General features: G+C 70.4%; 23 protein-coding genes. 12 read left to right on the forward strand and 11 right to left on the reverse strand.

Annotation, left to right across the window (positions count from 1 at the left end; translation table 11 throughout):
* Window positions 1-20: 20 nt before the first annotated feature.
* Together JQS43_RS10365 and lanL are read right to left on the reverse strand one after the other, a co-directional pair.
* Window positions 21-1,946 (reverse strand): S9 family peptidase, encoded by a 1,926-nt coding sequence (locus tag JQS43_RS10365; protein ID WP_239678854.1) that lies wholly within the window; start codon window positions 1,944-1,946, stop codon window positions 21-23.
* Window positions 1,943-4,666, reverse strand: a complete 2,724-nt coding sequence (lanL, locus tag JQS43_RS10370; protein ID WP_239678855.1) for a class IV lanthionine synthetase LanL — start codon at window positions 4,664-4,666, stop codon at window positions 1,943-1,945. Before lanL ends, JQS43_RS10365 begins: the two co-directional genes overlap by 4 nt.
* 163 nt (window positions 4,667-4,829) lie before the next feature.
* Here lanL and JQS43_RS10375 point away from each other — a divergent pair, with 163 nt between their 5' ends.
* Complete coding sequence (locus JQS43_RS10375) at window positions 4,830-5,549, forward strand: copper homeostasis protein CutC (RefSeq protein WP_239678856.1); 720 nt, start codon at window positions 4,830-4,832, stop codon at window positions 5,547-5,549.
* A gap of 41 nt (window positions 5,550-5,590) precedes the next feature.
* On the opposite strand, the gene JQS43_RS10380 is transcribed toward JQS43_RS10375, so the two are convergent.
* The 4 genes from JQS43_RS10380 to JQS43_RS10395 are packed head-to-tail and all read right to left on the reverse strand — an operon-like array spanning window position 5,591 to window position 9,922.
* A complete protein-coding gene (locus JQS43_RS10380; protein WP_239678857.1) occupies window positions 5,591-5,920 on the reverse strand; it encodes an L-rhamnose mutarotase in 330 nt (109 codons plus the stop codon).
* Window positions 5,921-5,922: 2 nt separating this feature from the next.
* Window positions 5,923-7,260, reverse strand: a complete 1,338-nt coding sequence (locus JQS43_RS10385; RefSeq protein WP_239678858.1) for an enolase C-terminal domain-like protein — start codon at window positions 7,258-7,260, stop codon at window positions 5,923-5,925.
* 8 nt (window positions 7,261-7,268) lie between these two features.
* Window positions 7,269-8,792 (reverse strand): M81 family metallopeptidase, encoded by a 1,524-nt coding sequence (locus JQS43_RS10390; RefSeq protein WP_239678859.1) that lies wholly within the window; start codon window positions 8,790-8,792, stop codon window positions 7,269-7,271.
* Complete coding sequence (locus tag JQS43_RS10395; protein ID WP_239678860.1) at window positions 8,789-9,922, reverse strand: ROK family transcriptional regulator; 1,134 nt, start codon at window positions 9,920-9,922, stop codon at window positions 8,789-8,791. Before JQS43_RS10395 ends, JQS43_RS10390 begins: the two co-directional genes overlap by 4 nt.
* A gap of 228 nt (window positions 9,923-10,150) precedes the next feature.
* Between JQS43_RS10395 and JQS43_RS10400 the strand changes: the two genes are divergently transcribed.
* The 5 genes from JQS43_RS10400 (at window position 10,151) to JQS43_RS10420 (ending at window position 15,546) form a co-directional block, all read left to right on the forward strand.
* Entirely contained in the window at window positions 10,151-11,428 is a 1,278-nt protein-coding gene (locus tag JQS43_RS10400) for an alpha-L-fucosidase (protein ID WP_275581088.1), read from the forward strand.
* Between the two features lie 64 nt (window positions 11,429-11,492).
* The gene (locus JQS43_RS10405; RefSeq protein WP_239678862.1) at window positions 11,493-12,737 is read left to right on the forward strand and encodes an ABC transporter substrate-binding protein; all 1,245 of its coding nucleotides are present in this window, start codon (window positions 11,493-11,495) and stop codon (window positions 12,735-12,737) included.
* The gene (locus tag JQS43_RS10410; RefSeq protein ID WP_239678863.1) at window positions 12,734-13,681 is read left to right on the forward strand and encodes a carbohydrate ABC transporter permease; all 948 of its coding nucleotides are present in this window, start codon (window positions 12,734-12,736) and stop codon (window positions 13,679-13,681) included. The genes JQS43_RS10405 and JQS43_RS10410 overlap by 4 nt, the downstream gene beginning before the upstream one ends.
* Window positions 13,671-14,579 (forward strand): carbohydrate ABC transporter permease, encoded by a 909-nt coding sequence (locus tag JQS43_RS10415; RefSeq protein ID WP_239678864.1) that lies wholly within the window; start codon window positions 13,671-13,673, stop codon window positions 14,577-14,579. Before JQS43_RS10410 ends, JQS43_RS10415 begins: the two co-directional genes overlap by 11 nt.
* 49 nt (window positions 14,580-14,628) lie before the next feature.
* Entirely contained in the window at window positions 14,629-15,546 is a 918-nt protein-coding gene (locus JQS43_RS10420) for an ROK family protein (RefSeq protein WP_239678865.1), read from the forward strand.
* Window positions 15,547-15,557: 11 nt separating this feature from the next.
* Here JQS43_RS10420 and JQS43_RS10425 read toward each other — a convergent pair whose 3' ends face one another.
* Window positions 15,558-16,466 (reverse strand): LysR family transcriptional regulator, encoded by a 909-nt coding sequence (locus JQS43_RS10425; protein ID WP_239678866.1) that lies wholly within the window; start codon window positions 16,464-16,466, stop codon window positions 15,558-15,560.
* Between the two features lie 82 nt (window positions 16,467-16,548).
* Here JQS43_RS10425 and JQS43_RS10430 point away from each other — a divergent pair, with 82 nt between their 5' ends.
* A complete protein-coding gene (locus JQS43_RS10430) occupies window positions 16,549-17,484 on the forward strand; it encodes a DMT family transporter (protein WP_239678867.1) in 936 nt (311 codons plus the stop codon).
* Window positions 17,485-17,527: 43 nt separating this feature from the next.
* Window positions 17,528-18,433: a cyclase family protein gene (locus JQS43_RS10435; RefSeq protein ID WP_239678868.1), complete on the forward strand. Its 906-nt coding sequence runs from the start codon at window positions 17,528-17,530 to the stop codon at window positions 18,431-18,433.
* Window positions 18,434-18,475: 42 nt separating this feature from the next.
* On the opposite strand, the gene JQS43_RS10440 is transcribed toward JQS43_RS10435, so the two are convergent.
* The 4 genes from JQS43_RS10440 to JQS43_RS10455 are packed head-to-tail and all read right to left on the reverse strand — an operon-like array spanning window position 18,476 to window position 22,062.
* Window positions 18,476-19,354, reverse strand: coding sequence for a hypothetical protein (locus JQS43_RS10440; RefSeq protein ID WP_239678869.1), 879 nt, complete (start codon window positions 19,352-19,354; stop codon window positions 18,476-18,478).
* A 55-nt stretch (window positions 19,355-19,409) separates the two neighbouring features.
* Window positions 19,410-20,543, reverse strand: coding sequence for an NAD(P)-binding domain-containing protein (locus JQS43_RS10445; protein WP_239678870.1), 1,134 nt, complete (start codon window positions 20,541-20,543; stop codon window positions 19,410-19,412).
* 60 nt (window positions 20,544-20,603) lie between these two features.
* Window positions 20,604-21,560, reverse strand: coding sequence for an NmrA family NAD(P)-binding protein (locus JQS43_RS10450; RefSeq protein ID WP_239678871.1), 957 nt, complete (start codon window positions 21,558-21,560; stop codon window positions 20,604-20,606).
* A gap of 37 nt (window positions 21,561-21,597) precedes the next feature.
* The gene (locus tag JQS43_RS10455; RefSeq protein ID WP_239678872.1) at window positions 21,598-22,062 is read right to left on the reverse strand and encodes a MarR family winged helix-turn-helix transcriptional regulator; all 465 of its coding nucleotides are present in this window, start codon (window positions 22,060-22,062) and stop codon (window positions 21,598-21,600) included.
* A gap of 130 nt (window positions 22,063-22,192) precedes the next feature.
* On the opposite strand from JQS43_RS10455, the gene JQS43_RS10460 reads away from it, so the two are divergent.
* The 4 genes from JQS43_RS10460 (at window position 22,193) to JQS43_RS10475 (ending at window position 26,381) form a co-directional block, all read left to right on the forward strand.
* A complete protein-coding gene (locus JQS43_RS10460; RefSeq protein WP_239678873.1) occupies window positions 22,193-23,254 on the forward strand; it encodes an LLM class flavin-dependent oxidoreductase in 1,062 nt (353 codons plus the stop codon).
* Window positions 23,251-23,922 carry an NADPH-dependent F420 reductase gene (locus JQS43_RS10465; RefSeq protein ID WP_239678874.1) on the forward strand — a complete coding sequence of 224 codons (672 nt, stop codon included), beginning with the start codon at window positions 23,251-23,253 and terminating at the stop codon, window positions 23,920-23,922. The genes JQS43_RS10460 and JQS43_RS10465 overlap by 4 nt, the downstream gene beginning before the upstream one ends.
* Window positions 23,923-23,980: 58 nt before the next feature.
* Window positions 23,981-25,273: a glutaminase gene (locus JQS43_RS10470; RefSeq protein ID WP_239678875.1), complete on the forward strand. Its 1,293-nt coding sequence runs from the start codon at window positions 23,981-23,983 to the stop codon at window positions 25,271-25,273.
* Window positions 25,274-25,661: 388 nt separating this feature from the next.
* On the forward strand, window positions 25,662-26,381 hold the full coding sequence (locus tag JQS43_RS10475) for a flavodoxin family protein (RefSeq protein ID WP_239678876.1): 720 nt from the start codon (window positions 25,662-25,664) through the stop codon (window positions 26,379-26,381).
* Window positions 26,382-26,414: the final 33 nt, after the last annotated feature.

Raw genomic sequence — 26,414 nt, forward strand, 5'->3', positions numbered from 1 at the left:
CGAAGTAGCAGCCGCTCAGGTCACCCCCGGTCAGCCCCTCCTCGGCTGGCAGCAGCTCCAGCGCCTCCGGCTCGAACTCCAGCTCGAGATCCATATTGTTCACCTCCTTCCGGAGTCGTCCGCCACCCTGCCAGCCGACCCGCATCATCGTCGGTGACGGCAGCTCGGCCAGGCAGTCGGTCGGTTGTCGCCGGAGCCGCCGGGTGAGGCGGGTCCGGCGGGTCCAACGGGTCCGGGCTTAGGAACCGCACGAGCTCAGCGAGCGTCGGCGACGCCGGATCGGTCGGGACCGGGTCGTGACCGGCCTCGGCCACTTCCCGGTAGGTCAGGTCGACACCCGGGGCGGCCGACAACGCGGCCGCCAGCCGACGAGAGTGGCCCACCGGAACCGTCTGGTCACGAGCACCATGCAGCAGCAGCACCCGGCCGCGCATCCCCGCTGCCACCCGTAGCAGATCCCGCGCTCCGTACTCGTCGACGACCGGCGCCACCCCGTCGAGCCGGTCGATCAGCGCCCGGACCGGCGGGTTAGCGTCGGCCCGCAGCGCGGCACCGCTCAGGAACGGGGCCACTGCGACCACACCGGACCAGTACTCCGGCTCGGCCGCCATCGCGAGGAGCGCCAGGAACGCCCCGTAGCTGACCCCGTAGAGGCTGGGCCGGGCGGCGCAGTCGCCCCGTACCGCCGAAAGGTGAGCGCCGAGGGCGAGGATGTCGGCCAGATCCGGGCCGCCCCAGGCGCCGCGGATGGCGAGCTCATGGTCGCGGCCGTAGCCGGTGCTGCCGCGCTGGTTCGGCGCCACCACTGCGGCCCGGGCGGCCACCGCCCGTAGCTTCGGTTCGAACCGGAGCTGCCAGTGTTCGGCCGGGCCCCCGTGCAGTGCGAGCACCACCCGGTCCGCGGCCCGCCAGTCTCCGTAGGTGATCGTCTCGATCGGCCCGGCCGGGCCCGGCAGCGACTCCACCTGAGCTGGTCGCGCCACCGGCGTGCCCGGCGGCGGGAGCAGCGTCCGGCCGCCTGGTGGCAGCCACCAAAGTCCGGCCGGTGCGGTGGTCGGGCTGAACCCCAGCCACAGCCCGTGGTCGGTCCAGGCGGCCACCTGGTCCGGTGTCCCGGGCGGGAGGTCCACCTCCCGGGTCTCGCCAGCGTGCCGGTGATGCAGGAGCAGCCGGTAACGGACGCCGATGCGGACCCGCAGCGCCAGCTCGGCACCGTCGGGGCGCAGTGCGAGCGGTCGCACCCGGCCCGCCGGCACCGCCAGATCCTCGATCGGCTGCAGCAGGCCCGGCCGGCCCGGCGCGGCCACCACCAGCCGGCTCCGGGCTTCGGTCGAGAGCGCGAGCACCACCTGGTCACCGGTGGCGCAGACCGGCACCGTGTGGCCAGCCGGCCCGGGCAGCAGCCACGGGGTCAGCGTCGCGGTCTGCGGGTCGAACCAGACCGGGGTGGTCCGCCCGCCGATCCGGGCGTGGAACAGCAGCCGCGCGCCGACGACCAGGGCCGGGCCGTGCAGCGTGGCAGGAAACCGCGCCACCGGCCCGTCGTCGGCGCTGGCGCCGGTGAGATCGTCGGCGATCCGGTAGAGCGCGGTGCCGCCGCCAGCGGTCGGACCGACGCCGATCGCTGCGCCGGTGGGGTCGGCGACGAGGGTGCGCAACGCGGGTGCGGGCGCGGCGGCGAGGACCCCGCGCCGAGCGAGCAGCTGTAGCTGCCGGCCGGTCGGGGTTAGTTTCGCGTAGAGCAGCCGGTCGCCGGGCAGCGGTAGCGCCTGGGCGCCGGTCGCCGCGCCGGTCACGGTCGCCGAGAACCCGCGGTGGGGCCCGTGGGGAGTCAGCGTCCACGAAGCTACCCGGCCAGCATCTGCCGAGTCGGCAGCGAGCCGAGCGGCGCGCCGGCCGTCGCTGGCGAACCCGATCGTGACCCGGTGTCGAGTGGCGCCGCTCATGGCTGCTCCGGGACGTCGCACAGCCACCACCGCGGTCCGCCGTGCCGCAGCCGGAGCAGGAATCCGACCACGCCGGCGAGCCCGGTGCCGAAGTCGAGGGGTAGCCGGGTTGTCAGTTCATCCGAGACCACCATCCGGCCGTCGCGGCGGGCGTGGCGGGCGTAGAGGCAGGCCGCGGACTCCGCTGCCCAGCCGTGGTAGGGAGCCCCAGGGTCGCTGGCGGCGGCCAGGTCGAGCAGGAATTCGCCGTCGCCGGCCAGCCCGTGACAGTAGGAGGTGCCGACCAGCCAGCGGCCCCGCCGCACCATCACCGCGGCTTCGTGCGCCAACTCCCGATAGGTCTCTTCGCCGGTCTCGCGCCACAGCCGGACCAGGAAGGTGCCGACCCCGGAGGCGCCGTGGCACCAGTGGTAGCGCAGGTCAGCGTCGGTGGGGCCGGTCAGCTCGTTCGGCCAGTATGCCGCGCCGGCCCGCCGTACCGCCGCGCGTACCAGCGTCTGTCCTGCTTGGACTGCAAGGGTACGCGCGTCGGCGCGGCCGGTGGCGCGAGCGGCTGCGAGTAGGAAGGTGGCGATCCCGGCGACGCCATGGGCGAATCCGTAGCTGGCGGCGCCGGCTAGGCGGGAGTCGAAGTCGGCCGGCACCCGCCAGCAGACGTCACCATCGGTGCTGACTTCGACCCGTTCGAGCAGGTGGTCGACGGCGGTGTCGACCCGCGCCCGGAACGCCGGCTCCTTGGTCTGGGTCCACAACTGCAGGCTGGCCATGCCGGCGCCAGCGGTGCCATGGGTGATGTCGCAGTTTGGCCACTCGACCGGGATCGCCGCGGCGAGCTCCAGGGCGCGCTCCGCCATCGCCTCGTCGGTCAGGTGCCGGGCCGCCGTGTGCAGCGCCCAGGCGGTGCCGGAACGCCCAAAGTAGAGACCTGGTAAGAGCTTGGGTACGGCGGTCCGCCGGGCGTCGAGCCACCGGGCAACCCGGGTCACGGTGGTCGCCAGGTCGGCCGCGTCGAGCAGTTCGTTCGCGCGTACCAGTACGCCCAGCACCCCAGCGGCGCCGTACTGCACATTGCCGGGGTCGGCGCGGGCAACCTGCGGCGAGTTGCGGATTAGCCGTTCGCCGGGGGCGGCGGCGAGCGCCGTGACCAGGTGGGCGACGCCGTCGGTGAGCAGCTGCGCCTGCCGGTCGGGGCAGAGCCGGCCAGCGGCGGCGGCACCGTCGGCCGGTGCGGGCGCGGCCGGCGCTGGCTCCGACAGGTGGCCGCGGAGCCGGTCGAGGTCCCACCGCTGCGCCGGGTCGGCCGCGGTCAGGCCGAGGATCGCCGGCGCGAGCCGGGCCGCTGCCGGATTGTCCACTGCGGCGTAGCGGAGCAAGAGTGTGAGCCGATCCGTGATCGACCGGCCGGCCGCGGTATCGCCATCGGTGACGCTGGTCGGGGTGTCCGGCGGTAACGCGGCCGGACCGCCGGTGACGATGTGGCACAACAACACGCCCAACGCGAAGTGGTCCGCCGCCGGCCCCGGAGCCGGGCCGACCGCCGGCCCGGCCAGCACCTCCGGGGCCGCGAAGCCCGGAGTGTGCGCCTGCGCCACCCACGTACCGGGCGGGGTCGCCAACTCGGCGTCGATCAGCCGCAGCTCGCCGCCGTCGGCGACCATCACGTTGCCGGGGGTCAGGTCCCGGAAGACCAGGCCCTGCTGGTGCACCGTCTCGACCAGGTTGGCCAGTTGCCGGCCGATCGCCACCGCCTCGTCGGTGGGTAGCCCGGTGTCCGGCGCTGCCTGCCAACGGGCTCGAACCCACCCGCGTAGCGGCTGACCCGTCAGCTCCTCGACGGCGAGGAACAGCCGGTCGCCCTGTTCGAAGAGCGCCACCACCGCTGGGGCCACCCCGGCGAGCCGGCTGAGCATCTCCGCCTCGTGGCGCAACGCGTCCCGCGCGTCGCCGACGTGGCTGAGCCCAGAGATGTGGGCCCGTGCCTGCTTCACGACCACCCGCGCGCCGGTCTGCTGATCCACCGCGCGGTAGACACCGCCGCGCGCGGTCTGAGTGAGCGCCTTCGCCACCCGGAACCGGCCATCTAGTAGCACCGGCCTTGGTTTGGCGGGCCGATCGGCGGACCGGCCCGGGCTCCCCTCGAACGGGAGTGTGGTCCACGGCGGCGGGCTGAACCACGGTCGTCTGGCATCCGCCACCAGGGCACCGTCCGGGGCCTCCAATCGCGACTCGAACCAGCCGTCGTTGGTGAGCACCGGTACGCCGTGAAAGGTGCCGTACCGGTAGTGCACCAGGCTGCCCGGCCGCACCGGGCGGTCGGAGAGCACCGCCGGCCCGGGCAGCCCCGCGGTCGCCTGGTCCAGGATCGGGGCCAGCGCCCGCAGCTCCTCGTCGTCGCGAGGATAGACAGTGATAAACTTGCCCGCCTGGGACCGTTCGGCGTTCTTGCTCGTCAGCTCGATGACCCGGCGCATGGAGCCGGCGAACTTGAACGCACACGACCGGCCCAGCAGCACCTGAGCGGCCCGGTGCAGCACGGTCGGGGCGCTCAGCCAGGTGGCCGAGATGTGCAGCTTCCAGCCTTGCACCCGGGCCGGGTGGCTGCGGGGGGTGACGTGGCACCAGTGGTCGTCCTCGCGCACCTGCCAGCCGTCTCCGGACGCGCCGGCGAGCAGCAGCGCAAGCAGCTCTCGCAGCGGCAACGGGTCGAGGCTCGCACGCATGCCAAGACCTTCCGGCACCTTAATGGACGACGGCTGGACGACCGCTGGACGTCGACTGGACGCGTAGACTCACGCGAGTGACTGCTGCCCCGGTTATCGGATCCGACCGGGCCGGCTGCCCGGCAGTTGTGGTGAGGAGCCCGGCATCGTGGTGAGGAGCATCGTGCGGCTTGAGATCGCCACCCAGGATGTCGAGGGTGTCCGGGTCGCCCAGGCGCGCGGCGCCGACCGGGTCGAGCTGTGCCAGGCGTTGCCGGTCGGCGGGCTCACCCCCAGCCAGGGGCTGGTCGAGCAGGCGGTGGCGCTCGGTGTGCCGGTGCGGGCGCTGATCCGTCCGCGCGCCGGAGGCTACCGGTATACCGCCACCGAGACGGCCACGATGGTCCGAGATGTGGCGACGGCGGTCGCCGCCGGAGCCGAGGGAGTGGTGGTCGGGGCGTTGACCGACGACGGGCTCGACCGGGCGGTGCTGCGGGCGCTGGTCCATGCCGCGGCGGGGGCGCCGGTGATCGTCCACCGCTGCGTCGATGTGCTCCTCGGCCAGGGCTGGGTGGCGCCGGCCGCGCTGGTGGCGCAGCTACTCGAGCTGGGCGTGGCCGGGATGCTCACCTCGGGTGGGGCGGAGCGGGCCCCGGATGGCCGGGACACGATCGCCGCGCTGGCCGCGGCCGCCGCCGGGCGGTTGGAGATTGTGGCTGGTGGCGGGGTTCGCCCCGAGCACTTCGCGGCGCTGGCCCGGGCCGGTGCGGACACCGTCCACCTCAGCGCCGGCCGGGCGGTGAGCGCCGGCCCGTCCGGGCCTGGCGGCGGCGAGGATGAGTTCGTGACCACCGACCCAGCGGTGGTCGCCGCTGCCCGCGCCGCGGTCGACGCGCTCACCTGACGGGCGGCCAGGTGCGGCCGGGCGGCGGGCGGGGCGAGTCCTCAGTCGACCGATTCGGCCCCGAGTTCCCACACCACCGGTAGCCCGGCGCCGGCCCCGTCGGTCGAGTAGTCATGGCTGACCGCCAACAGTTCGGCCATCCGGTCCTGCCAGGCGATGTTGACCGGCAGCTCCACCAGGGACGCGAGCAGCGCGCCGTAGTCGTCGCATTCGATGACATGGAAGAGGTCCTGGCCGCTGCGCCAGATGGTCCAGCTGGTGGCGCCGGCCGCCCGGATCGCCCGGACCAGGTCGGCGGGCACTTCCCGGTGGGCGGCGTCGTAGTCGTCTTCGCGGCCGGCCTTGACCCGGGTGTGTAGGGCGACGCGCATAGTCACCGTCCTCCTTCTGGTTGCTCCGTGGTGGCGACGCGCCACACCGGGCCGTCCGGATAGGAGTGTTCGGCGACCGACCGCTCCGTGAGTCGGCCGCCCATCCCGGGGGCGGTGGGCGCCTGGTATCGCCCGGCCACGATGCGTACCGGGTCGGTGAAGTGTTCGTGGAGGTGGTCGACGTACTCGATGGCTCGGTCCTGCATGGACCCGGAGATCGCCACGAAGTCCGCCATCGCCAGGTGCTGCACCAGCTCGCAGAGACCGACCCCGCCGGCGTGCGGGTAGACCGGGACGCCGAACTTGTGGGCCAGCAGCAGGATCGCCAGGTTCTCGTCGACGCCGCCGACCCGGGTGGCGTCGATCTGGATCAGATCGACCGCCTCGGCCTGCAACAGCTGTTTGAAGACGATCCGGTTCTGGGTGTGCTCGCCGGTGGAGATGGGAACCTGGACGCCGCGCCGGATAGCGGCGTGCCCGAGGATGTCGTCCGGGCTGGTGGGCTCCTCGGCCCAGGCCAGGTCGAAGCCGGCCAGGGCGGTCAACCAGTCGACGGCTTCGGCCACATCCCACCGTTGGTTTGCGTCCACCGCCAGCCGCACCTCAGGTCCGACCGTCGCCCGCGCCACCCGCAGCCGTCGTAGGTCTTCGTCGACCGCGCGCCCCACCTTGAGTTTGATGGTGCGGTAGCCGTCCGCGACGGCGCTTCGGCACAGCGCGGCCAGCTTGTCGTCGGAGTAGCCCAGCCACCCGGGTGAGGTGGTGTACGCCGGGTAGCCGCGCTCGGCCAACTCGGCTCGCCGGGCGTCCCGGCTGGCCAGGTTGGCGGTCAGTATCGCCCGGGCCTCGTCGGGGGTGAGCGCGTCGGTGAGGTAACGCCAGTCGATGCACGCCACGATCTCGTCTGGGGTCAGGTCGGAGATGAACCGCCACAGTGGTTTGCCGGCGCGCCGGGCGGCCAGGTCCCAGGCGGCGTTGACCACGCCGCCGATCGCCATGTGCATGACGCCTTTCTCGGGGCCGAGCCAGCGCAGCTGCGAGTCGCCGGTGAGCCGGCGGGCGAACCCGCCGAGGTCGGCGCAGAGCTCGTCGAGGTCGGTGCCGACCACGTGGTCGCGGAGCGCGTCGACGGCTGCGGTCTGGACGTCGTTGCCGCGGCCGATGGTGAACACCAGCCCGTACCCGCCCAGTGGTTCACCATCCGATGTCGACTCGTCGGTCCGCAGCACGACGTACGCGGCGGAGTAGTCCGGGTCCGGGTTCATCGCGTCGGAGCCGTCGAGCTGCCGGGAGGTGGGGAATCTGAGGTCGTGGGTGTCGAGCGCCTTGATCGTCGCCATTGGCCGGCCTACCTTTCCTGGCTGGGGACGAGGCCGGGGGTGCGGCGGTCGCGCGGCGGCACCACTACGGCGGTCAGGTCCGGGTCGGGCATGTCCGGGTCGAACGGGAACATCGGCCGTTGGATGTCGTTGTGCCCCAGGCGCAGCAGGTCCTGGTCCACCCCGCCCGGGGTCAGCAGCAGCCGCCAGTCCGCCGCCAACTCGTACAGGTACGGCTCAAGGTAGCCGATCTTTACGACCACGATGTCGGCCTGCGCCGGGTCGATGCCGGTGTGGGAGAAGTCCTCCGCCGTGTGGTACGGCTTGCGCCGCTCGGTGACGATCACGCGCAGCCCACCGACGGCGACGACCGCGACCGTCCCGGCCACCGGGTCGGTGGTCGAGACGTGTGCGACCGTGCCGGTCAGCGTCACTGGTCCCTGGTGCCGGTCGTCGACCCGGGCCCCGACGGTGATCGACACGTCAGCGGCCACGCCGGCCGCCGCCGCGGCCCGGGCGCCGGCGGCGTCGGGGATGGCGGCGTAGACCCCGGTGAGCTCGCCGGTGGCGAACGCGGGGTGTGCCAACAGCCGGGCGAGGGTCCAGGTGACGTCCGCGGCGCCGCCGGCGGTCGGGTTGTCGCCGGAGTCGGAGAGGACGAACGGGCGGGCCGGGCTGGCGAGCGCTTCGGCCAGGCATTCGTCGAGCGTTCCGGCCGGCGCGACGAAACTGAACTCGGCCCGAGCCTGCCAGTACGCGCGGGCCAGCCGCTCCGCCTGCTGGCTGGCCAACTCCGGGTCGTCGCCGGTCACGACGACGGCGGCTCGGCAGCGCGGCTCATCCGCCCAGGCGTACCCGACCCAGATCGCGGCGTCGAGCACTCCGTCGAGCGCCTCGACCTTCGGCACCTCGGCGTAGATGCGGCTGGCCGGCTCGACTCGGGTCGAGGTCTTCTCGCCGGGCAGCAGCACCGGGACCGGCACCCACGCCTGGTGTGGCCGCCGGCCGGAGTCGAGGCGGTCGAGTAGGTTGCGAACGCTGCGTTCGCGGGACTCCATCGCGTCTTCGTGGGGCGCCATCCGGTAGCAGGTGATCAGGTCGACCGCGTCGAGCAGCTGCCGGGTGACGTTGCCGTGCAGGTCCATCGAGGCCGAGACCATCGCCGTCGGGCCGACCACCTCGCGTACCCGGGTGGCCAGGCCGCCTTCGGCGTCGGTCTGTGCTTCGACCGACATGGCGCCGTGGATGTCGAAGAAAACGCCGTCGAATGGGCCGTGGGCCGCGAGCAGGTCGAGGGTCGCCCGCTCCAGCTGCTGGTAGGTCTCGGCCCGGACGGCGCCGCCGGGGATCGACCGGGCCTGCATCAGCGGCACCCACTCGGCGCGTTCCCGTAGCGGCTGCCCGGGTGTGAGGAACGGGTAGTAATCGAGCAGCTCCGTGCCGCGCCGTACGACGAAGTCTGCCAGGCCGGCCCGGTGCGGGGAGAAGGTCGAGGACTCGATCGCGATACCGACGATGGCGACGCGGGGGAGCGGGGTGGCACGGCTACTCATGGGGTCCTTTCGGCTGCGCTGTCGGCGAAGGCGGCGGTGAGGGCGAGTCGACCGGCGCCGATGACGCCGGCGTCGGCCCCGGTGCGGGTGGGTTCGATGACCAGGTCGCGGGTGGCCAGCGGGTGGCACCCCTCGTAGAGCTGGCTGCGGACGGCCGCCACAAAAGGCTCGAGTGTGGACAGTGCCCCGCCGAGGTAGACCGCGCCGGGGTTGACGAAGTTGACGACCGTGCTCAGGACTTCGCCGAGGTGCCTGCCGGCGGAGCGGACCAGGCTCATCGCCTGGGCGTGACCTTGGCCTGCGACCGTCACCAGCTCCGGGGTGCCGGAGACCGCCACCCCGCGTTCTCGCAGTAGCCGGATGATTCCGGCGGCGCTGGCCACGGTCTCCAGGCAGCCGAGGTTCCCGCAGGAGCACGGGGTGTCGCCGGCGCTGGCGACCCGGGTGTGGGTGATGTCGCCGGCGTTGGAGGTGGAGCCGCGGTAGATGCGACCGTCGACGATGAGGCCGGAGCCGATGGCGCTGCCGGCCTTGACCGTCACCGAGTCGAAGCCGTGTTCGGCGCGTTCGTAGTGTTCGCCGAGGGCCATGGCGTTGACGTCGTTCTCCACCACGGTCGGCACGTCGAGCTGCTTCTCCAGCCAGTCGCCCACCGGGTAGCCGTTCCAGGTGGCCAGCCGGGAGGCTTGCACGACGGTACGCGCCTGCGCGTCGACCGGTGCCGCGAGCGCGACCGCCACGGCCCGCAGGTCGCCGGGTACGTCGACACCTAGCTCACTCATGGTGCTGGCTAAGCTGCGTAGCGTGGGTTCGGGGCCGGCGGTGGCGTCGACCGTGAGGTTGGCGCTGCGGTCGAGCCGGCCGGTGAGTCCGATGATCCCGACCCGGGCGTGATGGCTGCCGATCTCTGCCACGCCGACATAGCCGCCGTGGTCGTGCAGTCGCAGCGTTCGCGGCGGCCGGCCGCCGCGCGAAACCCCGTGGCTGTGTTCGTAGAGCACGCCCGCGTCGACCAACTCCTGGACGCGTAGTGACACGGTCGAGGGGGAGATGGCGAGCGTGCGCGCCAGGTCGGCGCGCGAGGTCGCGGCTCCGGTGGAGACGAGCTCCACGATGCGGTGCGTCACCACCGGCGATACTTCCTTCGATCTCGAACTAATGGCACCCAGTGTTGCCACCTCATTACTCGCCGCTCCAATCCTGGATCTCGCATCTTTTCCCTGGCCAAGCCTTCCCTGCCGGCCGTGGGAACCCTATAGTGGCAGTGCCTTGGTTATGACAGTACCGTCGGAACTTCGTCCAGTCCAGAACTAAGTCTCCACTTTCGGCGCCGCGGCGGCGAGGCAGGGGAGGAGAGCATCACTGTGTCACAGCAGGCCGGGTGGTTTACCCATGATCGGTTCGGGCTATTTGTCCACTTCGGGCTCTATAGTCCGCTGGCGCGGCACGAGTGGGTGATGACCCGCGAGCAGACCCCGCCGGAGGAGTACGAGCAGCACGCCCCGTTCTTCGACCCGGACCGGTTCGACCCGCGCGCGATCGCGCGGGCCGCCAAGGACGCGGGCATGCGCTACGTCGTCCTCACCGCCAAACACCACGAGGGCTTCGCGCTGTGGGACACCGCGCTGTCGGAGTACAACGCCACCAAGGTGACCGGCCGGGACCTGGTCCGCGAATTCGTCGACGCGGTCCGCGCCGAAGGCCTGCGGGTGGGCCTCTACTTCTCGCTCATCGACTGGCACCACCCCGACTTCACGATCGACTACCACCATCCGCTGCGTAACCTGCCGGACGCCCGGGAACGCAACCAGCACCGCGACATGGCCCGCTACCGGGAATTCCTCCACGGCCAGGTGGGCGAGCTGCTGACCGGCTACGGGAAACTGGACTACCTCTTCTACGACTTCACCTACTCTGAACCCCGGGACGGTTGGGAGGGGAAGGGGCCGCAGGACTGGGACGCCGAGCGGCTGCTCGCGATGACCCGCGAGCTCCAGCCCGGCATCGTCGTGAACGACCGGCTCGGGATCCCCGCCGACCTGGTCACCCCCGAGCAGTACCAGCCGGACGCGCCGATGCGCCGCGACGGCCGGGACGTGGTGTGGGAAGCGTGCCAGACGCTCAACGGCTCCTGGGGCTACGACCGGGACAATCTGGACTTCAAGTCCCCGGACCTGCTGGTGCGGATGCTGGTCGACACCGTCGCCAAGGACGGCAACATGCTCCTCAACGTCGGGCCCGACGGTCGTGGCGCACTCACCCCACGTGACCAGGAGAGCTTGGCGGCGATCGGCCGGTGGATGGAGCTGCACGGTCGCTCGGTGGTCGGTGCCGGCGCCGCCGGCCTGCCCGCGCCGCCCGGCACCGTGCTCACCCGCCGCGGCGACCGGCTCTACCTGCACCTCCTGGTCTGGCCGTTCGGCCACCTGCACCTGCCCGAGCTGGCCCACCGGGTGCGCTTCGCCCGGTTCCTCCACGACGGCTCCGAGGTTCGTCGCAGCCAGATCGACCCTGGCCAGCAGGCATGGAACACCGTGCCGGGCGGACAGCCGCCGGGCACCCTCACCCTCCACCTGCCCACCGCGCGACCCGCGGTCGAGGTACCCGTCATCGAGCTCGTGCTGACCGACGAGTGACTCGCCCGGGTCGCAACCCCGAGACAGCACCCAACCCCAACCCAGAGTGAGGAAGAAAATAGAGATGAGAAACAGAACGCGAACCGCGGTGGCGGCCGCTGCCGGCGCCGCGCTGCTCCTGGCCGCCGGCTGTGGCGACAGCGGCGGGGACGGCGACGGCACGGTGGTCTTCGACATGTGGGCCGGCGGCGACGACGAGGTCGACGCCCTGCGCGCCCAGGTCGAGATCGCCGAGGAAGAGACCGGGGTCGAGATCAGATTACGGACCTCGCCGTGGAACGATTTCTTCACCCAGCTGACCACGCGCGCATCCTCCGGTGAGATGGCCTGTCTCACCGGGATGAACGGCCAGCGGCTCGGCGACTACGCCGACGCCTTCCTGCCGCTGGGCGAGGAAGAGTTGGCCACCGCGGGGATCGACCCGGCCGACTTCACCGAGGGCTCGCTGGACATCATGAGCCACGAAGGAAACCTCTACGGCATTCCGTACGACGTGGCGACCATGATCGTCTACTACAACAAGGACATGCTCGACGAGGCCGGGGTGCCCGAACCAGCTGCCGGCTGGACCTTCGACGACTTCGAGGACACCATCGCTGGCGCGACCACCGACGCCCAGCCGGGCTTCGGCGTCGGCATGGCCGAGTTCCAGTGGATGTCGTTGCCGATCGCGAGGTCGGGAGTCCAGCCGGTGACCGAGGACCGGCAGCTCGACCTGACCAACCCGGCGTTCGTCGAGGCGAGCGAGTGGTACTTCGGCCTGGTCGACGAGGGCTACGCGGCCGTGCCAGGGTCGGCTTCGGACACCGGATGGGGCGAGGAGCAGTACCAGAACGCCAACACCGCCGTGGCGCTGGACGGCACCTGGAACGCGGTGACGTACCTGAACAACGACGCCGGCTTCCGCGCCGGCATGGTCGAGCTGCCGAGCCAGGGCGGCGAGCGGCTCGGCCTGGTCCTCGGCTCCGGCTACGGGATCAGCGCTGACTGCGACGACCCGGAGACCGCGCTGCAGGTGCTCGGTGCGCTGGTGGGGGAGGCCGCGCAGGATGAGGTCGCCTCGTCCGGGCGTTCCTACCCGGCCCGCAGTTCCTCCCAGCCGCTCTACTTCGAGGCGCTCGACGACGAGATCCGCGACGAGGTCGAGGCCGCCTTCGAGGCTGCCTTCACCGACCTGGAAGGGCAGTACTCCACCGACAACTGGACCCAGATCAACGAGGCGATCCAGCCGAACCTGATCTCCGTCTACGCAGGCCAGATGACCCCCGCTGAGCTGCTGGAGCAGACCCAGCAGCAGTTCGGCGGGTGACCGAGCGTGAGTGCGAAGCTGTGACTACGCTGACCGGCTCGACGAAACGTCGGCGCGGCGGCAATCAGCTGCGGCGGATCGAGACTCGCCAGGCGCTGGGCTTCATCAGCCCGGCCCTGGCGGGCCTCGCCCTGTTCACCGCCTTCCCCGTCGTGCTCTCGATCGCGATGAGCTTCTACCAGTGGCCCGCCATCGGTGAGCGCGAGTTCGTCGGACTCGACAACTACGTCAACCTGTTCCAGAACCACCCCGACTTCATTCCGGCGCTGCGGAACACGATCGTCTTCACGTTGTTGTTCGTACCGCTGAACCTGGTCGTGTCGCTGACGCTCGCGCTCGCGCTGGCGCCGCGGATCCGGGGACGGGCAGCTTTCCGGGTGCTGTTCTTCCTGCCGGTGGTCACACCGATCGTGGCGAACGTGCTGATGTGGAAGATCCTGCTGCAGCCCAACGGGTTGCTCAGCGGCGCCTCCTCGTCGCTGTTCGGGGTGACCCTGCCGAACTTCCTCGCCCACCCCACCTGGGCGATGGTCATGGTGGTGGTGATGTCGGTCTGGGCCGGCATGGGCTACAACATGCTGATCTTCTCGGCAGCGCTGGAGCAGCTGCCGGAGTCGGTGCTGGAGGCGGCCCGGATCGACGGCGCCCACGGGTACCGGATGCTGCTGCGGGTGATCGTGCCGCTGATCTCCCCGGCGATCTTCTTCGCCACGGTCATGACCATGATCACTGCGATGCAGGTCTTCGCCCAACCGCAGCTGCTCACCGGCGGCGGCCCCGGCAACTCGACGATGCCGCTGGTGATGTTCATCTACAACCAGGCGTTCACGTTCCAGCAGATGGGGTTGGCTGCGGCGGCGGCGTGGATTCTGTTCGCCTTCATCATCACGCTCACGGCCGTCCAGTTCCGTGCGCAGAAGCGGTGGGTGCACTATGAGGTCTGATGTGGTCGAAGCGAAAGGCGTCGGCGTGGCGCCGGTCCGGGGCGGGCACGGCGTCCCCCGGCGCGACACCGGTCGGAGCACCGCCCGTTCGGTCCTGGCCCACACCTTCGTGGTCATCGCCGCGCTCATCTTCGCCACCCCGCTGATCTGGGCGTTCTTCTCCGCGCTCAAGCCGAACCACGAGATGTTCGCTTCGCCGCCGAGCCTGTTCGCCTCCGAGGTCCGATGGAGCAACTTTCTTGAGGTCTTCCAGTATGGACCGTTCGTCACCTACATCCGGAACTCCTTCCTGATCTCGGTGGCCGGCACCGTCCTGGTACTGGTGGTGTCGGCCTGCGCCGGGTACGCATTCGGGCGGCTCCGCTGGCGGGGGCGGGACCTGGTGTTCATCATCTTCCTCGCCACACTGATGGTGCCGCAGGAAGTCCTCGTGGTCCCGATGTACCAGCTGATGCTGTGGTTCGGCTGGGTCAACACCCCGCAGTCGCTGGTGTTGCCGTTCGCCTTCACGGCCTTCGGCACCTTCCTGATGCGCCAGTTCCTCCGCGGAATCCCCTTTGAACTTGAGGAGTCGGCGCGGGTGGACGGCGCCGGGCCGCTGCGGACGTTCCTGTTCATCATCCTGCCGTTGGCCCGGCCGGCGTTGGCGGTGCTGACCGTCTTCACCTTCATCAGCTTCTGGAACAGCTACCTGTGGCCACTGATCGTCATCTCCGACTACGGTTCACTCGGCACCCTGCCGATCGGCCTGGCGACCTTCGCCGGTCAGTTCGGCACCCGGTGGGACCTGCAGATGGCGGCGACGATTATCTCCATGATCCCGACCACCCTGATCGTGATTCTGTTGCAGAAGCACCTGGTCAAGGGCATCTCCACCGCGGGGCTGGGCGGCCGGTGAGGTCACAGCGAACCGCAGCGCGTACGTGTGCCGGCGGCGGAGGTGAGCGGTGACGGCCGGTGTAACCGTCCTCGGTATCGACATCGGGGGGATCGGGATCAAGGTCTGCCTGCTCGACGCCGACGGGTCGGTCGTCGCCCACGACCGGATCCCCACCCCGCCGGGCGGGGAGGCGATGGTCGAGGCCGCCGCCGCGCTAGGCGAAACGCTCGCCGCCGACCAGCAACGCCGGATCCACGCCGCCGGCGCCGGGGTCGCCGGGGTGGTCGAAGACGGCGTGGTGACGGCGGCCTCCAGTTCGTTCACCGACTGGACCGGCTACCCGGTGCGGGCCGCTCTCGAGACCCGGCTCGGGGTGCCCGCCGTCGTCATGAACGACGTCAACGCCTTCCTGGTCGGGGAGGCGACGCTCGGGGCGGTACGGGCAGAACGGGACGTCCTCGGGGTAACCCTCGGCACCGGGGTCGGCGGAGCGGTGTGGCTGGACGGCGCGCTCTACCTGGGCCGTAGCGGTGCGGCCGGCGAGATCGGCCACATGCCCGGCTTCGGCAGCGAACCCTGCACCTGCGGACAGGCCGGCCACCTGGAGACCCTGGCCTCCGGCCGCGGCGTCGCCCGCCGTTACCTCGCGGGTGGCGGGGCGCCGCTGACCGACGGGGCCGCGGAGGTCGCCGCCCGCGCCCGGACCGGGGACGAGCTGGCCGGGCGGGTGTTCCGGGAGGCGGGCGCCGGAGTCGCCCGGGCGGCGTTGATGGTCGCCGCGGTGGTCGACGTGGTCGACGTGGTGATCGGCGGTGGCCTCGCCCAGTCGCCGGACCTGCTCCGCCCGGCGATCGAGGCGGCGGTCGCGGCGGAGCCGCCGGTCTCCGGCCGGCCGGTCCGGATCCACTTCGCCGCCCTCGGGTCGCTGGCCGCCGCGGTCGGCGCCGCCTCCCAGGCCGCGATCCCGATCCAGAGCGGCGCTTGACCGGGCGACCGTCAGGCTGGGGTCACACCGGTCGGCTGGGCGGCCCGTTCCCGCAGCAGCGCCACGACGCGCTGGGTGGCCGGGTTGTCGGAGACCGATTCCCGTACCTTGATCGCGATCCGGCGTCTCGGCACCGGGTCCACCACCGGCAGCGCGACCAGCCCGGTCGGCAGCATGGCGCCAACCCCTAGCCGGGGGAGCACCGTGACCCCCACCCCGGCGGCCACGAACGAGATCGCGGTCGGGTAGTCGTGCGTCTCGACCCGGAAGTCGGGGCTGAACCCCACCGACGAGCAGGCGTCCAGCACCACCTGCCGACAGGGTCCGTGGGTGAAGTCGTTGTCCACCCACGACTCTTCGGCGAGATCCCGGAGCGGGACCGATCGCTGGCCGGCCAGCCGGTGGGACTCCGGCAGCACCGCCAGATAGGGCTCCTCCAGCAGCGGCAGCACCTGGTATCCGGGAGCCCGGTCGCCTTGCGGATCTGCCACGAAGACGGCGATGTCGGGACCGGCACGGCGATCAGTCGCCAGCTCATTGCCCCAGAGCTCCACCCGCAGGTCCGGGAACTCGCGGCTCAGGGTTGCTACCACCGGCGGGATCCAGGCCGCGCCGGCGGAGGGGAAGTAGCTCACCGACAGGCTGCCGACCCGGCCCGCCCGCAGGTCCGCCACGACTCCGTCGAACGTGGCCAGCCGGTCGAGGACGCCTGCTGCCTCGTCGGCGAGCAGCCGTCCGGTGGCGGTGATCCGGATCCCGCGGCCGTTGCGTTCGACCAGTCGCAGGCCGGTCTCGCGTTGCAGCGCGGCCAGGTGCTGGCTGACCGCCGAGGGGGTGTAGCTGAGGTTGGTGGCCGCCTGGTTCACCGAACCGGAGGCGACCACCGCGCGGAACACGCGGAGTCGTTGAATGTCGGGCACCCGGCTCACTATACAGCCAGGCTTAAGAGAGGTGAAGGATTAGTCGCTTGTGCTAATGATTCCCGGTGCCCACGATAGAGCCATGACAGCTGCGCTCGCCTCCCCAGCACCACCACCGGCCCCGTCACCGCCCCCACCTCCCGCCACCCGTACCCGTGGCGGTTCGCGGCTGGCGATGCTCGCCGCCGCGGTCACCGTGGTGCTGTGGGCTTCGGCGTTCGTGGCGATCCGGGCGATCGGCGACGCGTACTCGCCCGGCGCGCTGGCATCCGGCCGGATCACCATCGCCGCGTTGGTGCTGGGCGGCATCGCGCTCTACTACCGCCGACCGCTGCCGCGCGGTCGGCCGCTGCTGCTGGTCGTCGGGTACGGCGTGGCGTGGTTCGCCGGCTACATGGTGGTGCTGAACCTGGCCCAGCAGCACCTGGACGCCGGCACCGCGGCGATGCTGGTCAACCTGGCCCCGATCCTGGTGGCGATCTCGGCCGGCCTGCTGCTCGGCGAAGGGTTCTCCCGCTGGCTACTCACCGGGATCGGGGTCGCCTTCGTCGGCACCATCATCATCGCCACCGGCGGGACCGGTGGCGGCTCGGTGAACGAAGGGATCGGCATCGTGCTCGGCATCGTCACCGCCGTGCTGTACGCGGCCGGCGTGCTCGCCCAGAAGGTGGCGCTGCGGTCGGTGGACGTGCTGAGCGCCACCTTCCTCGGTTGCGCGGTGGGCGCCATCGTGCTGCTGCCGTTCTCGGTCGACTTCGTACAGCAGACGATGAGCGCGCCCGGGGCAGCGATCGCCGGAGTTGTCTACCTCGGCATCTTCCCGACCGCGATCGCGTTCAACCTGTGGGCGTACGCGCTGTCGCGCAGCGACGCCGGCCGGCTGAGCGCGACCACCCTGACGGTGCCGGCGATCGCGGTCGGACTCTCCTGGCTGCTGCTGGGGGAGCTGCCCACCGTGCTCGGGATGATCGGGGGTGCGCTGTGTCTGCTCGGTGTGGCGATCAGCCGCCGCCGCTGAGGGGGGCGCCCGGTCGCGGGTGGCGGTGCCCGAGGATGGTGCGATGACCGAGTATCGGGCGTCGTTCGACGCAGACGTGACCTTCAGCAACGGTGGCGGGTTGCAGGTGCAGGGCTTCCGCCTGGACCTGCCAGGTCCCCAGCCGGCTTCGGAGGAGCTCGCTGGACTCTTCGTCAGCCATCTCGGGCTGTTGATGGTGGATCAGGTCCGGCTGTCGAATATCGAGGTGTTCGCGGAGGCGCATAAGGGCTCCCGCGGTGGCCCGGCAGCCACCGGCGCAACTGCCAGTGAGAGCCGACGGCTGGTCGACCTCAGCCACCCGATCGAAGCCGGCATGACTACCTACCCCGGGCTGCCTGGTCCGGAGATCAGCCGGTTCGTCAGCCGGGCCGATTCGCGGCAGCGGTACGCCGAGGGGACCGAGTTCGCGATCGACCGCATCACCATGGTGGGCAACACTGGTACGTACGTCGACAGCCCATACCACCGGTACGAGGGTGGGGTCGACCTGGCAGGGCTGCCGCTGACGTCGTTGGCCGACCTGCCGATCGTGGTGGTCCGGCTGACCGGCAGCCGCGAGCGCGGGGTCACCGCCCAGACGCTGGCGCCGTACCCGGTTTCGGGGGCAGCGGTGCTGCTGCACACCGGGTGGGACCGGCACTGGCGCACCGACACCTACGGGTCGGCGGCGCCGTTCCTGACCGAGGACGGGGCGCGGTTCCTCACCGATGCGGGCGCCCGGCTGGTCGGCATCGACAGCGTCAACATCGACAGCACCGACGGTGGGGAGCGGCCGGCGCACTCGATCCTGCTCGGGGCCGGGATTCCGGTGCTGGAACACCTCACCAACCTCGGCGAGCTGCCGGTGCACGGTGCCCGGCTGCACGCCGTGCCGGCGCCGGTACGTGACTTCGGGACCTTCCCGGTTCGGGCGTACGCGTTGATCTGACAAACGTCGCCCAGGCCCCGCCGGACGCGTGCGGCGGGTGAGCTATCCGTTGCGGAGGTCGTCGGCGGTGGTGGCGGTGCCGGCGCGGCGGAGCCAGGTGTCGAGTTGGTCCAGGTCGGTGCAGGCGAGGATCTGGTTGCGGAGGTCGTCAGGGATGGTGATGCTGCGTGCGTCGAGTACGGTCAGGATCGCCTTGGCCTCGCCGCGGGCCTCGCCGGCGGCTTGGCCCCGGGCGTCGATTTCGCGAAAGAGTTCGCTGCGGTATTCGGAGCTGACAGCGGTGGTCATGAATGCCTCCCAGCGGAGTCGGGGTGCCTGGGGCAGCCCGGCGAGCACGATGTCATGGTACAAGATTGCGTTCTTTGGGCCGAGGGTTTCCAGTGCTGCTGCCAGTGCGGGGAAAGTGGCGTCGAGTTCGGGGTGGTCGGTGTGGCAGAGGGTGGCGAGCACGGCGAGTGCTGGGTGGGTCTTGGCGAGTTCGGTGTCGACGGTGGGTGGTATCTGTTCGGGGGTGAAGATGAGGGGTCGTAGCACGAGGCTGATGCCGTCGTAGGTGAACAAGTCGCGGTATCGGCCGGCGATGGCGGGGTTGGGGCAGTAGACGAGCAGCGCGACGGTGGTGTCGAGTTCGGCTTGGAGTTGGGCGACGTAGAGGGGCCAGGTGCGGTGTTTGGTTTGGTCCCAGCCGCGTTGTACTTCGAGGACGACCGCAGCGATGGGTTGGTCGGTGGGGTCGCAGAAGACGAGCATGCCGTCGGCGTGGTAGGTGCGTGGGATCATGACGCGTACGTCGGTGGGGTGGGTTCGGGCGTGGTGGTAGTCGGGGATCTTGATGTCGAAGAGGTTGGTCAGGAGCCAGGCGACGAGGCCGGGGTCGAGTTTGGCTAGTGCGATGGGTGTTTCGTGCTCGGCGCTGGGCATTGCGCCAATGTGGGGAAGTTGTTGGGTCGTGGGTTAGGCGTCGGTGGTCCCGACACTAGGGTCGACCCTGGTTCCGGACCATCGCATGCTCGGCACCGGTGCTGGTGTTGGCTGGCTGGAGATGTTTGCTCAGAGCGTGGACGGCGTCCCGGCCCGCGCGGTTGGCGCCGACCGTGGATTGCGATGGGCCGAATCCGATCAGGTGTACCCGTGGCTCGGCGGCGACCTGGGTGCCTCGCAGCTCGATGCCGCCGCGCTCGTTGCGCAACGCCAGCGGGTCGAGGTGCCGGAGTGCCGCTCTGAACCCGGTCGCCCAGAGGATAGTGTCGACGGGGGTGAGGGTGCCATCCGCGTTTCGGACTCCCGCGGGTTCGATCCGCGTGAACATCGGCCGCCGGACGAGCGCGCCACGTTGCCTCGCGGCGAGCGCGTAGGGGGTCCAGGAGAGGTGGGTGTAGGAGACGACGCTGCCGGTCAGGTTGCCCGCTTCGACGTCGGCGGTGACCCTGGAGATTACGTCCCGCCCCACCTCCGGGGAGAAGTCGCCGTCCCGGAAGACCGGTTCCCGGCGCGTGTACCAGAAGACTTCCGCCACTCGGGAGATCTCTTCGAGTTGCTGGACCGCGGAGATTCCGCCGCCGACGATGGCGACCCGCTGGCCGGTGAACTCGTCCAGCGAGGTGTAGTCCCTGGTGTGGAGCTGACGCCCGGCGAAGCTCGCTTGCCCGGGGTAGGCGGGCAGCGTCGGGTTGGTCCAGGTCCCGGTGGCGTTGATGACCGCTCGCGCCGCCCAGGTGCCGCGGTCGGAGTCGATCAGGAGCTCACCGTCGGGCTGGTCGTCAGCGCGGGTCACCGATGTGACGGTGACCGGCCGCAGGATCGGCAACTGCATCTGCCGCTCGAACGCGGCGAAGTATTCGGGCACCGCCTGGCGTGCCGGCGTGGCCGGGTCGACGGGCGGCTGCCGAAATCCCGGCAGGTCGAAGATGCCGTTGACGGTCGCCATCGTGAGGGAGTTCCACCGGTGCAGCCAGGCTCCGCCGGGCCGGTCTTCGGCGTCGAGGATCACGAAGCTGCGCTCGGCGCCTGGGTCGGTGAGCGCGCTGGCGAATCCGCGCCGGTGCAGGTGGTAGCCGGCTGACAGCCCCGCTTGTCCGGCACCGATCACGACCGCAGTCGCTCGGCTCACGCCGAGCGACTGCGGTGCCCATGCCGTTGAGCTCGGCATGGCTACCTCCCGTGCCGTTTGTCAGCCGATCGCGGACTTCAGCGCGTCGGCGTTCTCGGTCGCCCACGTCCGGAAGTCCCGCAGATCGGGGTTGAGGCGGCGGAGTTCGTCGAGGTCGCGGGCGCCGGTGAACTGGGCTTCGAAGTCGCCGTAGTACTGGAACATGTTCCCGATCTCTTCCGCAGCCGGGATCGGGAACGTGCGGAATGTGTCGTACGGGACGGCGTCGAACCGCACGGTCTCGCCGATGACCTCGCCGAGGATCTCCGCGTACTCGGCACCGGTGAGGTGGTCGCCGGCCAGGCTCACGGTCTGCCCGATGTAGGTGTCGCCGGCGGCGAGGATGGCGAACGCGGTGCGGCCGATGTCGTCGACGTCGACCCCGGCGAGGAGCTTGCCGGACTCGAGCGGGAGCGCGAGCGCGAGCGCGCCGTCCTCCCCGCGGCGGGGCCCGACGCCGCTGATGAAGCCCTGGTAGTAGAAGGTGGTGTTCAGGAACGTCGTGGGCACCCCGGCCTCGGTGAAGAGGCGGTTCCCCGCACCCTTGGCATCGAAGTGGGGCACGTTGTAGGCGTCCTGCAGGACGGGCATGCGAGGATCGCTGATCGGCAGCAGCTCGCGGGTATCCTCTAGAGTGGACCAGACCACATGGGATAGCTTCGCGGAAGCTGCGGCCGAGGCGAGGTTCGCGATCTCCTGCGTCTCCTGGGCTGCCGAGAGGTGCGCCCAGAAATTAGTCACCAGGAACGCCCCGTGGGCACCCGCGAAGGCTGCCTCGAGAGTTGCGGGGTCGTTGAAGTCGGCGCGGACGACCTCCACCCCCCGGGCGGCGAGCGCCGATGCGGCCGGGGACTGCGGATCGCGGGTGAGGGCGCGTACGGCGAAGCGCTGCTGCGGGTCGGCCAACAGCGCGGTGACCGTACCCCCGCCCTGGGCTCCGGTGGCACCGGCGACGACGATGATCGGTTTGCTGGTCATGAGAATTCTCCTGTCGGGAAGGTCGAACGGAAACTGGTCAGGGGCGGGCGTCGAGGTCCAGGTGCCGGCGCATGGCCGTTGCGGCCTCGCCCAGCTGGGCGAGTTGCGCAGGCGTGAAGGCGTCGACGAAGACCTCCTTTACGGCCCGAAGGTGGGGACGGGTGCTCGCGTGGAAGGCGCGGGAGCCCTCCTCGGTGAGGACGACGCGGGCACCGCGGGCGTCCTCGGCGCAGGGTTCGCGGCGTACCAGGCCTCGCTTCTCCATTCGGCCGAGCTGGCCGGAGAGGCGACTTCGCTCCCACTCGATGTGCGCGGCGAGCTCCGATGACCGCATCGCGTTTCCCTTCGCCTCGCTCAGCGCGAGGAGCACCCGGTAGTCGCCGCTTGACAGCTGTGAGTCCTGTTGTAGCCGGGACTCGATGCGGGCCCGAACGATCTCGAACGTCTCGAGGTGTGCCCGCCAGATCGCGAGCTCTTCCCTCGTGGGGAGTCGCCGACTCATCGCTGCCCCACCGCCTCCGCCAGTAGTTGACACGTGAACAATATCGCGGCATTATTCACGTGTCAACTAGATGCCGAAGGCGTCCTGATCACCGAGACCGGGACCTAAGACCTTGAAGGTGGTGCCCAAGATGGATGTCTCGAAGATCGAGTTCGGGATCGACAGCTTCGGAGACCGGCCCCGGGACGACCGGGGCGAGATCGTCTCGCACGCACAGGCGATCCGCGCGGCGGTGACCGAGGCGACCCTCGCCGATCAGGTCGGCATCGACGTGGTCGCGCTGGGCGAGCATCATCGACCGGAGTTCGCGATCTCCAGCCCGGAGACCGTGCTGGCAGGTATCGCGACCGCCACGAAGCGGATCCGGCTCGCCTCGGGGGTGACGGTGCTCTCCTCCGACGACCCGGTGCGGGTGTTCCAACGATTCGCCACCCTGGACGCGCTCTCCAGCGGCCGGGCTGAGGTCATCCTCGGCCGGGGTTCGTTCACCGAGTCGTTCCCGCTGTTCGGGTACGACCTGAAGGACTACGAAGTGCTGTTCGAGGAGAAGATCGACCTGTTCCATCGACTCCTGGACGAGAAACCGGTCACCTGGGAAGGCACCACCCGGGCCGCGCTACAGGATGCGGATGTGTACCCGAAGACCGATTCCGGACGGCTGCGCACGTGGGTGGGGGTCGGCGGGTCGCCGCAGTCGGTGATCCGCACCGTCCGCTACGGGTTCGGGCTCATGCTCGCCATCATTGGCGGCGCTCCCGAGCGGTTCGCCCCCTACGTCGAGCTGTACCGGCGGGCGCACGAGGAACTGGGCACCACCGCCCAGCCAGTCGGGATGCACTCGCCCGGCTTCGTAGCCGCCACCGACGAGGAGGCCAAGGAGTTGTTCTACCCCGGGTACCGGGAGATCCGGGATCGGATCGGGGCGCTACGAGGGTGGCCTCCGCTGCAGCGGCGAGAGTTCGACGACGAGGTGGCACGCGGCTCGCTGTACGTCGGTTCGGCCGAGACGGTCGCGACCAAGATCGCCCGCGCGATCCGGGCGTTGGATGCGGGCCGGTTCGACATGATCTACTCCGCCGCCGGCACCGTCTCCGCCACCGCCCGGCTCCGTTCGGTCGAGCTGTACGGCACCCAGGTCATACCCCGGGTCCGCGAACTGCTGGCCGCACACTCTGCCGAGGCGGACCGATGACCACCGCCGTGGCCACCATCGGGATCCTGGGGGCCGGGAAGGTGGGCACGGTGCTGGCGCGCCTGGCGGTCGCCGCCGGCTATCGGGTGCTCGTGGCCGGCTCCGGTGACCCCGCAAAGATCGCGCTGACCATCGAGGTCCTCACACCGGGCGCGAGCGCCGGCTGGCCGGCCGAGGTCGCGGACGCCGCCGACGTGGTGATCCTCGCGCTCCCGCTCAGTAAGGCTCACAATCTCCCGGTCTCGCAGCTGCGCGGGAAGCTGGTGGTGGATGCGATGAACCACTGGTGGGAGACCGACGGTCCGCGCGAGGCGGTCGTACCGCCGGGGACCTCCTCCAGCGAGTTCGTTGCGCAGCTGCTGACGGGTGCGCGAGTGGTCAAAGCGCTCAACCACATGGGCTACCATGATCTTGAGGATGGGGCACGCCCCGGCGGCAACGCTGGGCGCAAGGCGATCGCGGTCGCCGGCGACTCGCCCGAGGATCTCGCCCTGGTGTCGGAACTGATCGACGCGCTCGGGTTCGATCCGCTCGCTATCGGCGACCTCGCGGCGGGTGCCCGGCTGGAGCCCGGCACCCCGGCATTCGGCGCCAACGTCGACGCCGACGAGCTTCGCACGCTCACCAGCATCCCCGCTCCGGCGCCGTACGACAGGATGGTCAGATGACTCGCGGGTTGGCCGGCAGCGCAGAGTTGCGGTCGTACGGGTGCGGAAGGGAGGACGGATGCGGTCGATCATTCCCGACTACCTGACCGAGGCGCTCGGAGATGTGGAGTCGGACATCTCCGGCGAACTCGCGGGGTACATCCCAGAGCTCGCGGCGGCGGATCCTGAGCGCCTCGGCGCGGTCTTCGCCATGGTCGACGGCGCGGTCTACGGCGCCGGTGACATCGACACCGAGTTCACGATCCAGTCGATCTCCAAGCCGTTCACGTATGCATTGGCACTGTCTGATCGCGGATTCGATCCCGTGCTCGCCAAGGTCGGGGTCGAGCCATCGGGGGAGGCGTTCAATCAGATCTCGCTCGAGAGCGACACCGGGCGCCCCCTCAATCCCATGATCAACGCCGGTGCGATCACAGTCCACTCGCTGGCCGGTTCGGAGCAGTTGAACCCGACCGAGCGTGTGGAACGCGTGGTTCAGGGTCTGTCGGCGTTCGCCGGCCGTGCGCTGACGGTAGATGAGGCGGTGTGCGCGTCGGAGCTGGAGCACGCGCACCGCAACCTCGCCATCGCGCACATGCTGCGCAGCCACGACATCCTCACCGAAGATCCGAGGGTCGCCGTAGACGGTTACATCCGGCAGTGCGCCGTCCTGGTCACGGCGCGAGATCTGGCGATGATGGCCGCGACGTTGGCCAACCGCGGGGTGAACCCGCGCACCGGCGAGCAGGTGGTACGCGAACCAGTGGTGCGTCAGGTCCTGAGCGTCATGGCCACCTGCGGAATGTATGACGCGGCCGGTGACTGGGCAACCCAGGTCGGCATTCCGGCCAAGAGCGGCGTGGCCGGGGGCCTGATCGGCGCGCTGCCTGGCCAGATCGGCATCGCCACCTTCTCGCCACGGCTGGACCCCCATGGGCACAGCGTTCGAGGTGTGACACTCTTCGAACGATTCTCCGCCGATATGGGACTCCATGTGATGGAGGTCCCGGCCGCCGCACGTGCGGCCGTACGATCCAACCACGTCGTCGGCAAAGGACCGTACGCGATCCGGGTCTTCCAGCTACAGGGTGGGATCCGGTTTGCCGGAGCCGAGCGAGCCGTTCGGGAGACCATGGATGCCGCGCCGGCGCAAGCCCGGGTGGCGCTCGACCTCACGATGGTCTCCTCGATCGATGACGTGTCACGACGCATGCTGCTGGAAGTGGTACGGCGGCTCACGCTGGACGGACACGAGGTCTACCTCATCGACCCGGATTCGATCATCCCGGACCCCGATCCCGGCGACGGCGGCCGCGTCACCGTGATCGGCGACCTTGAAGAAGCCCTGAGCCCAGGGCGTACGGTGACCTGACGCAGCAGCCGGCCCGGCAGAGAGGCGTGATGCATGGACAGCCAGCCGATCGGACGCGTCCGCGCATCCGAGAATGTCGCCGCGGACGCCCGCGTCGGTCGTCGGGCGCGCAGCTGCTCAACGACAGCCTGGAGCTGGTCGAAGCGACGACGACGGTGCCGGCGGATACGGGCCGGCATGCCTACACGCACACCACCATCACCACGCCGGACCGTACGTCGGTGGTCGAGTCGTACCTCGTCCACGATATGGGGCACGTCTGGCCAGGCCCTGCCGGCCGTGGCCTGTTCACCGATCGCGCCGGCCCGGATGCAGGCGCCATCGTCTGGGACTTCGCCCGACGCCACCCGAAAGGGTCAACGCAATGAAGACAAGTAGGAGCTAGACCATGGCGACAACCGAGAAGCCCGACTTCACCGGGCTGCGCGCGGTGTACATCAACTGCACCCTCAAGCGCTCCCCCGAGCGTAGCCACACCCAGGGGGTGATCGACCGCAGTGTGGCGATCATGGAGGGGAGCGGGGTCAGCGTGGACCAGATCCGCGCCGTCGACCACGACATCGCCACTGGCGTCCGACCGGATATGACCGAGTTCGGGTGGGACACCGACGAATGGCCCGCGCTGTTGAGCCGGGTGCTGGCAGCCGACATCCTGGTCATCGCCGGGCCGATCTGGCTCGGTGACAACAGCTCGGTGACCCGCCGGGTGATCGAGCGGCTCTACGGCTACTCTGGCGTACTCAACGAGCACGGCCAGTACGCCTACTACGGCCGGGTTGGTGGCTGCCTGATCACCGGCAACGAGGACGGCCTGAAGCATTGCGCGATGAGTATCCTCTACAGCCTGCAACACATCGGCTTCACCGTTCCACCCCAGTCCGACGCGGGCTGGCTCGGCGATGTCGGCCCCGGCCCCTCCTACCTCGATGAGGGCTCCGGCGGGCCGGACAACGACTTCACCAACCGCAACATCGCTTTCATGACGTACAACCTGCTCCACGTCGCGTTGATGATCCGCCGTGCGGGTGGGTTCCCGGCCTACGGCAACCAGCGCGCGGCCTGGGACGCCGGGATCCGCCCCGGCGACCCCAACCCGGAGTACCGCTGAAATGTCGAGAATGCAAGTAGGGCGGCCGGTTTT

The sequence above is a fragment of the Natronosporangium hydrolyticum genome (assembly GCF_016925615.1).
GTDB lineage: Bacteria > Actinomycetota > Actinomycetes > Mycobacteriales > Micromonosporaceae > Natronosporangium > Natronosporangium hydrolyticum.

Bases quoted from the DNA above. Each gene is read 5' to 3' on its own strand.
- JQS43_RS10385 (WP_239678858.1), bottom strand. From the start codon at position 7,260: ATGGCGACGATCAAGGCGCTCGACACCCACGACCTCAGATTCCCCACC.
- JQS43_RS10415 (WP_239678864.1), top strand. From the start codon at position 13,671: ATGAGGTCTGATGTGGTCGAAGCGAAAGGCGTCGGCGTGGCGCCGGTC.
- JQS43_RS10465 (WP_239678874.1), top strand. From the start codon at position 23,251: ATGACCACCGCCGTGGCCACCATCGGGATCCTGGGGGCCGGGAAGGTG.
- JQS43_RS10470 (WP_239678875.1), top strand. From the start codon at position 23,981: ATGCGGTCGATCATTCCCGACTACCTGACCGAGGCGCTCGGAGATGTG.
- JQS43_RS10475 (WP_239678876.1), top strand. From the start codon at position 25,662: ATGGCGACAACCGAGAAGCCCGACTTCACCGGGCTGCGCGCGGTGTAC.
- JQS43_RS10450 (WP_239678871.1), bottom strand. From the start codon at position 21,560: ATGACCAGCAAACCGATCATCGTCGTCGCCGGTGCCACCGGAGCCCAG.
- JQS43_RS10390 (WP_239678859.1), bottom strand. From the start codon at position 8,792: ATGAGTAGCCGTGCCACCCCGCTCCCCCGCGTCGCCATCGTCGGTATC.
- JQS43_RS10460 (WP_239678873.1), top strand. From the start codon at position 22,193: ATGGATGTCTCGAAGATCGAGTTCGGGATCGACAGCTTCGGAGACCGG.
- lanL (WP_239678855.1), bottom strand. From the start codon at position 4,666: ATGCGTGCGAGCCTCGACCCGTTGCCGCTGCGAGAGCTGCTTGCGCTG.
- JQS43_RS10435 (WP_239678868.1), top strand. From the start codon at position 17,528: ATGACCGAGTATCGGGCGTCGTTCGACGCAGACGTGACCTTCAGCAAC.
- JQS43_RS10405 (WP_239678862.1), top strand. From the start codon at position 11,493: ATGAGAAACAGAACGCGAACCGCGGTGGCGGCCGCTGCCGGCGCCGCG.
- JQS43_RS10430 (WP_239678867.1), top strand. From the start codon at position 16,549: ATGACAGCTGCGCTCGCCTCCCCAGCACCACCACCGGCCCCGTCACCG.
- JQS43_RS10365 (WP_239678854.1), bottom strand. From the start codon at position 1,946: ATGAGCGGCGCCACTCGACACCGGGTCACGATCGGGTTCGCCAGCGAC.
- JQS43_RS10455 (WP_239678872.1), bottom strand. From the start codon at position 22,062: ATGAGTCGGCGACTCCCCACGAGGGAAGAGCTCGCGATCTGGCGGGCA.
- JQS43_RS10440 (WP_239678869.1), bottom strand. From the start codon at position 19,354: ATGCCCAGCGCCGAGCACGAAACACCCATCGCACTAGCCAAACTCGAC.
- JQS43_RS10380 (WP_239678857.1), bottom strand. From the start codon at position 5,920: ATGCGCGTCGCCCTACACACCCGGGTCAAGGCCGGCCGCGAAGACGAC.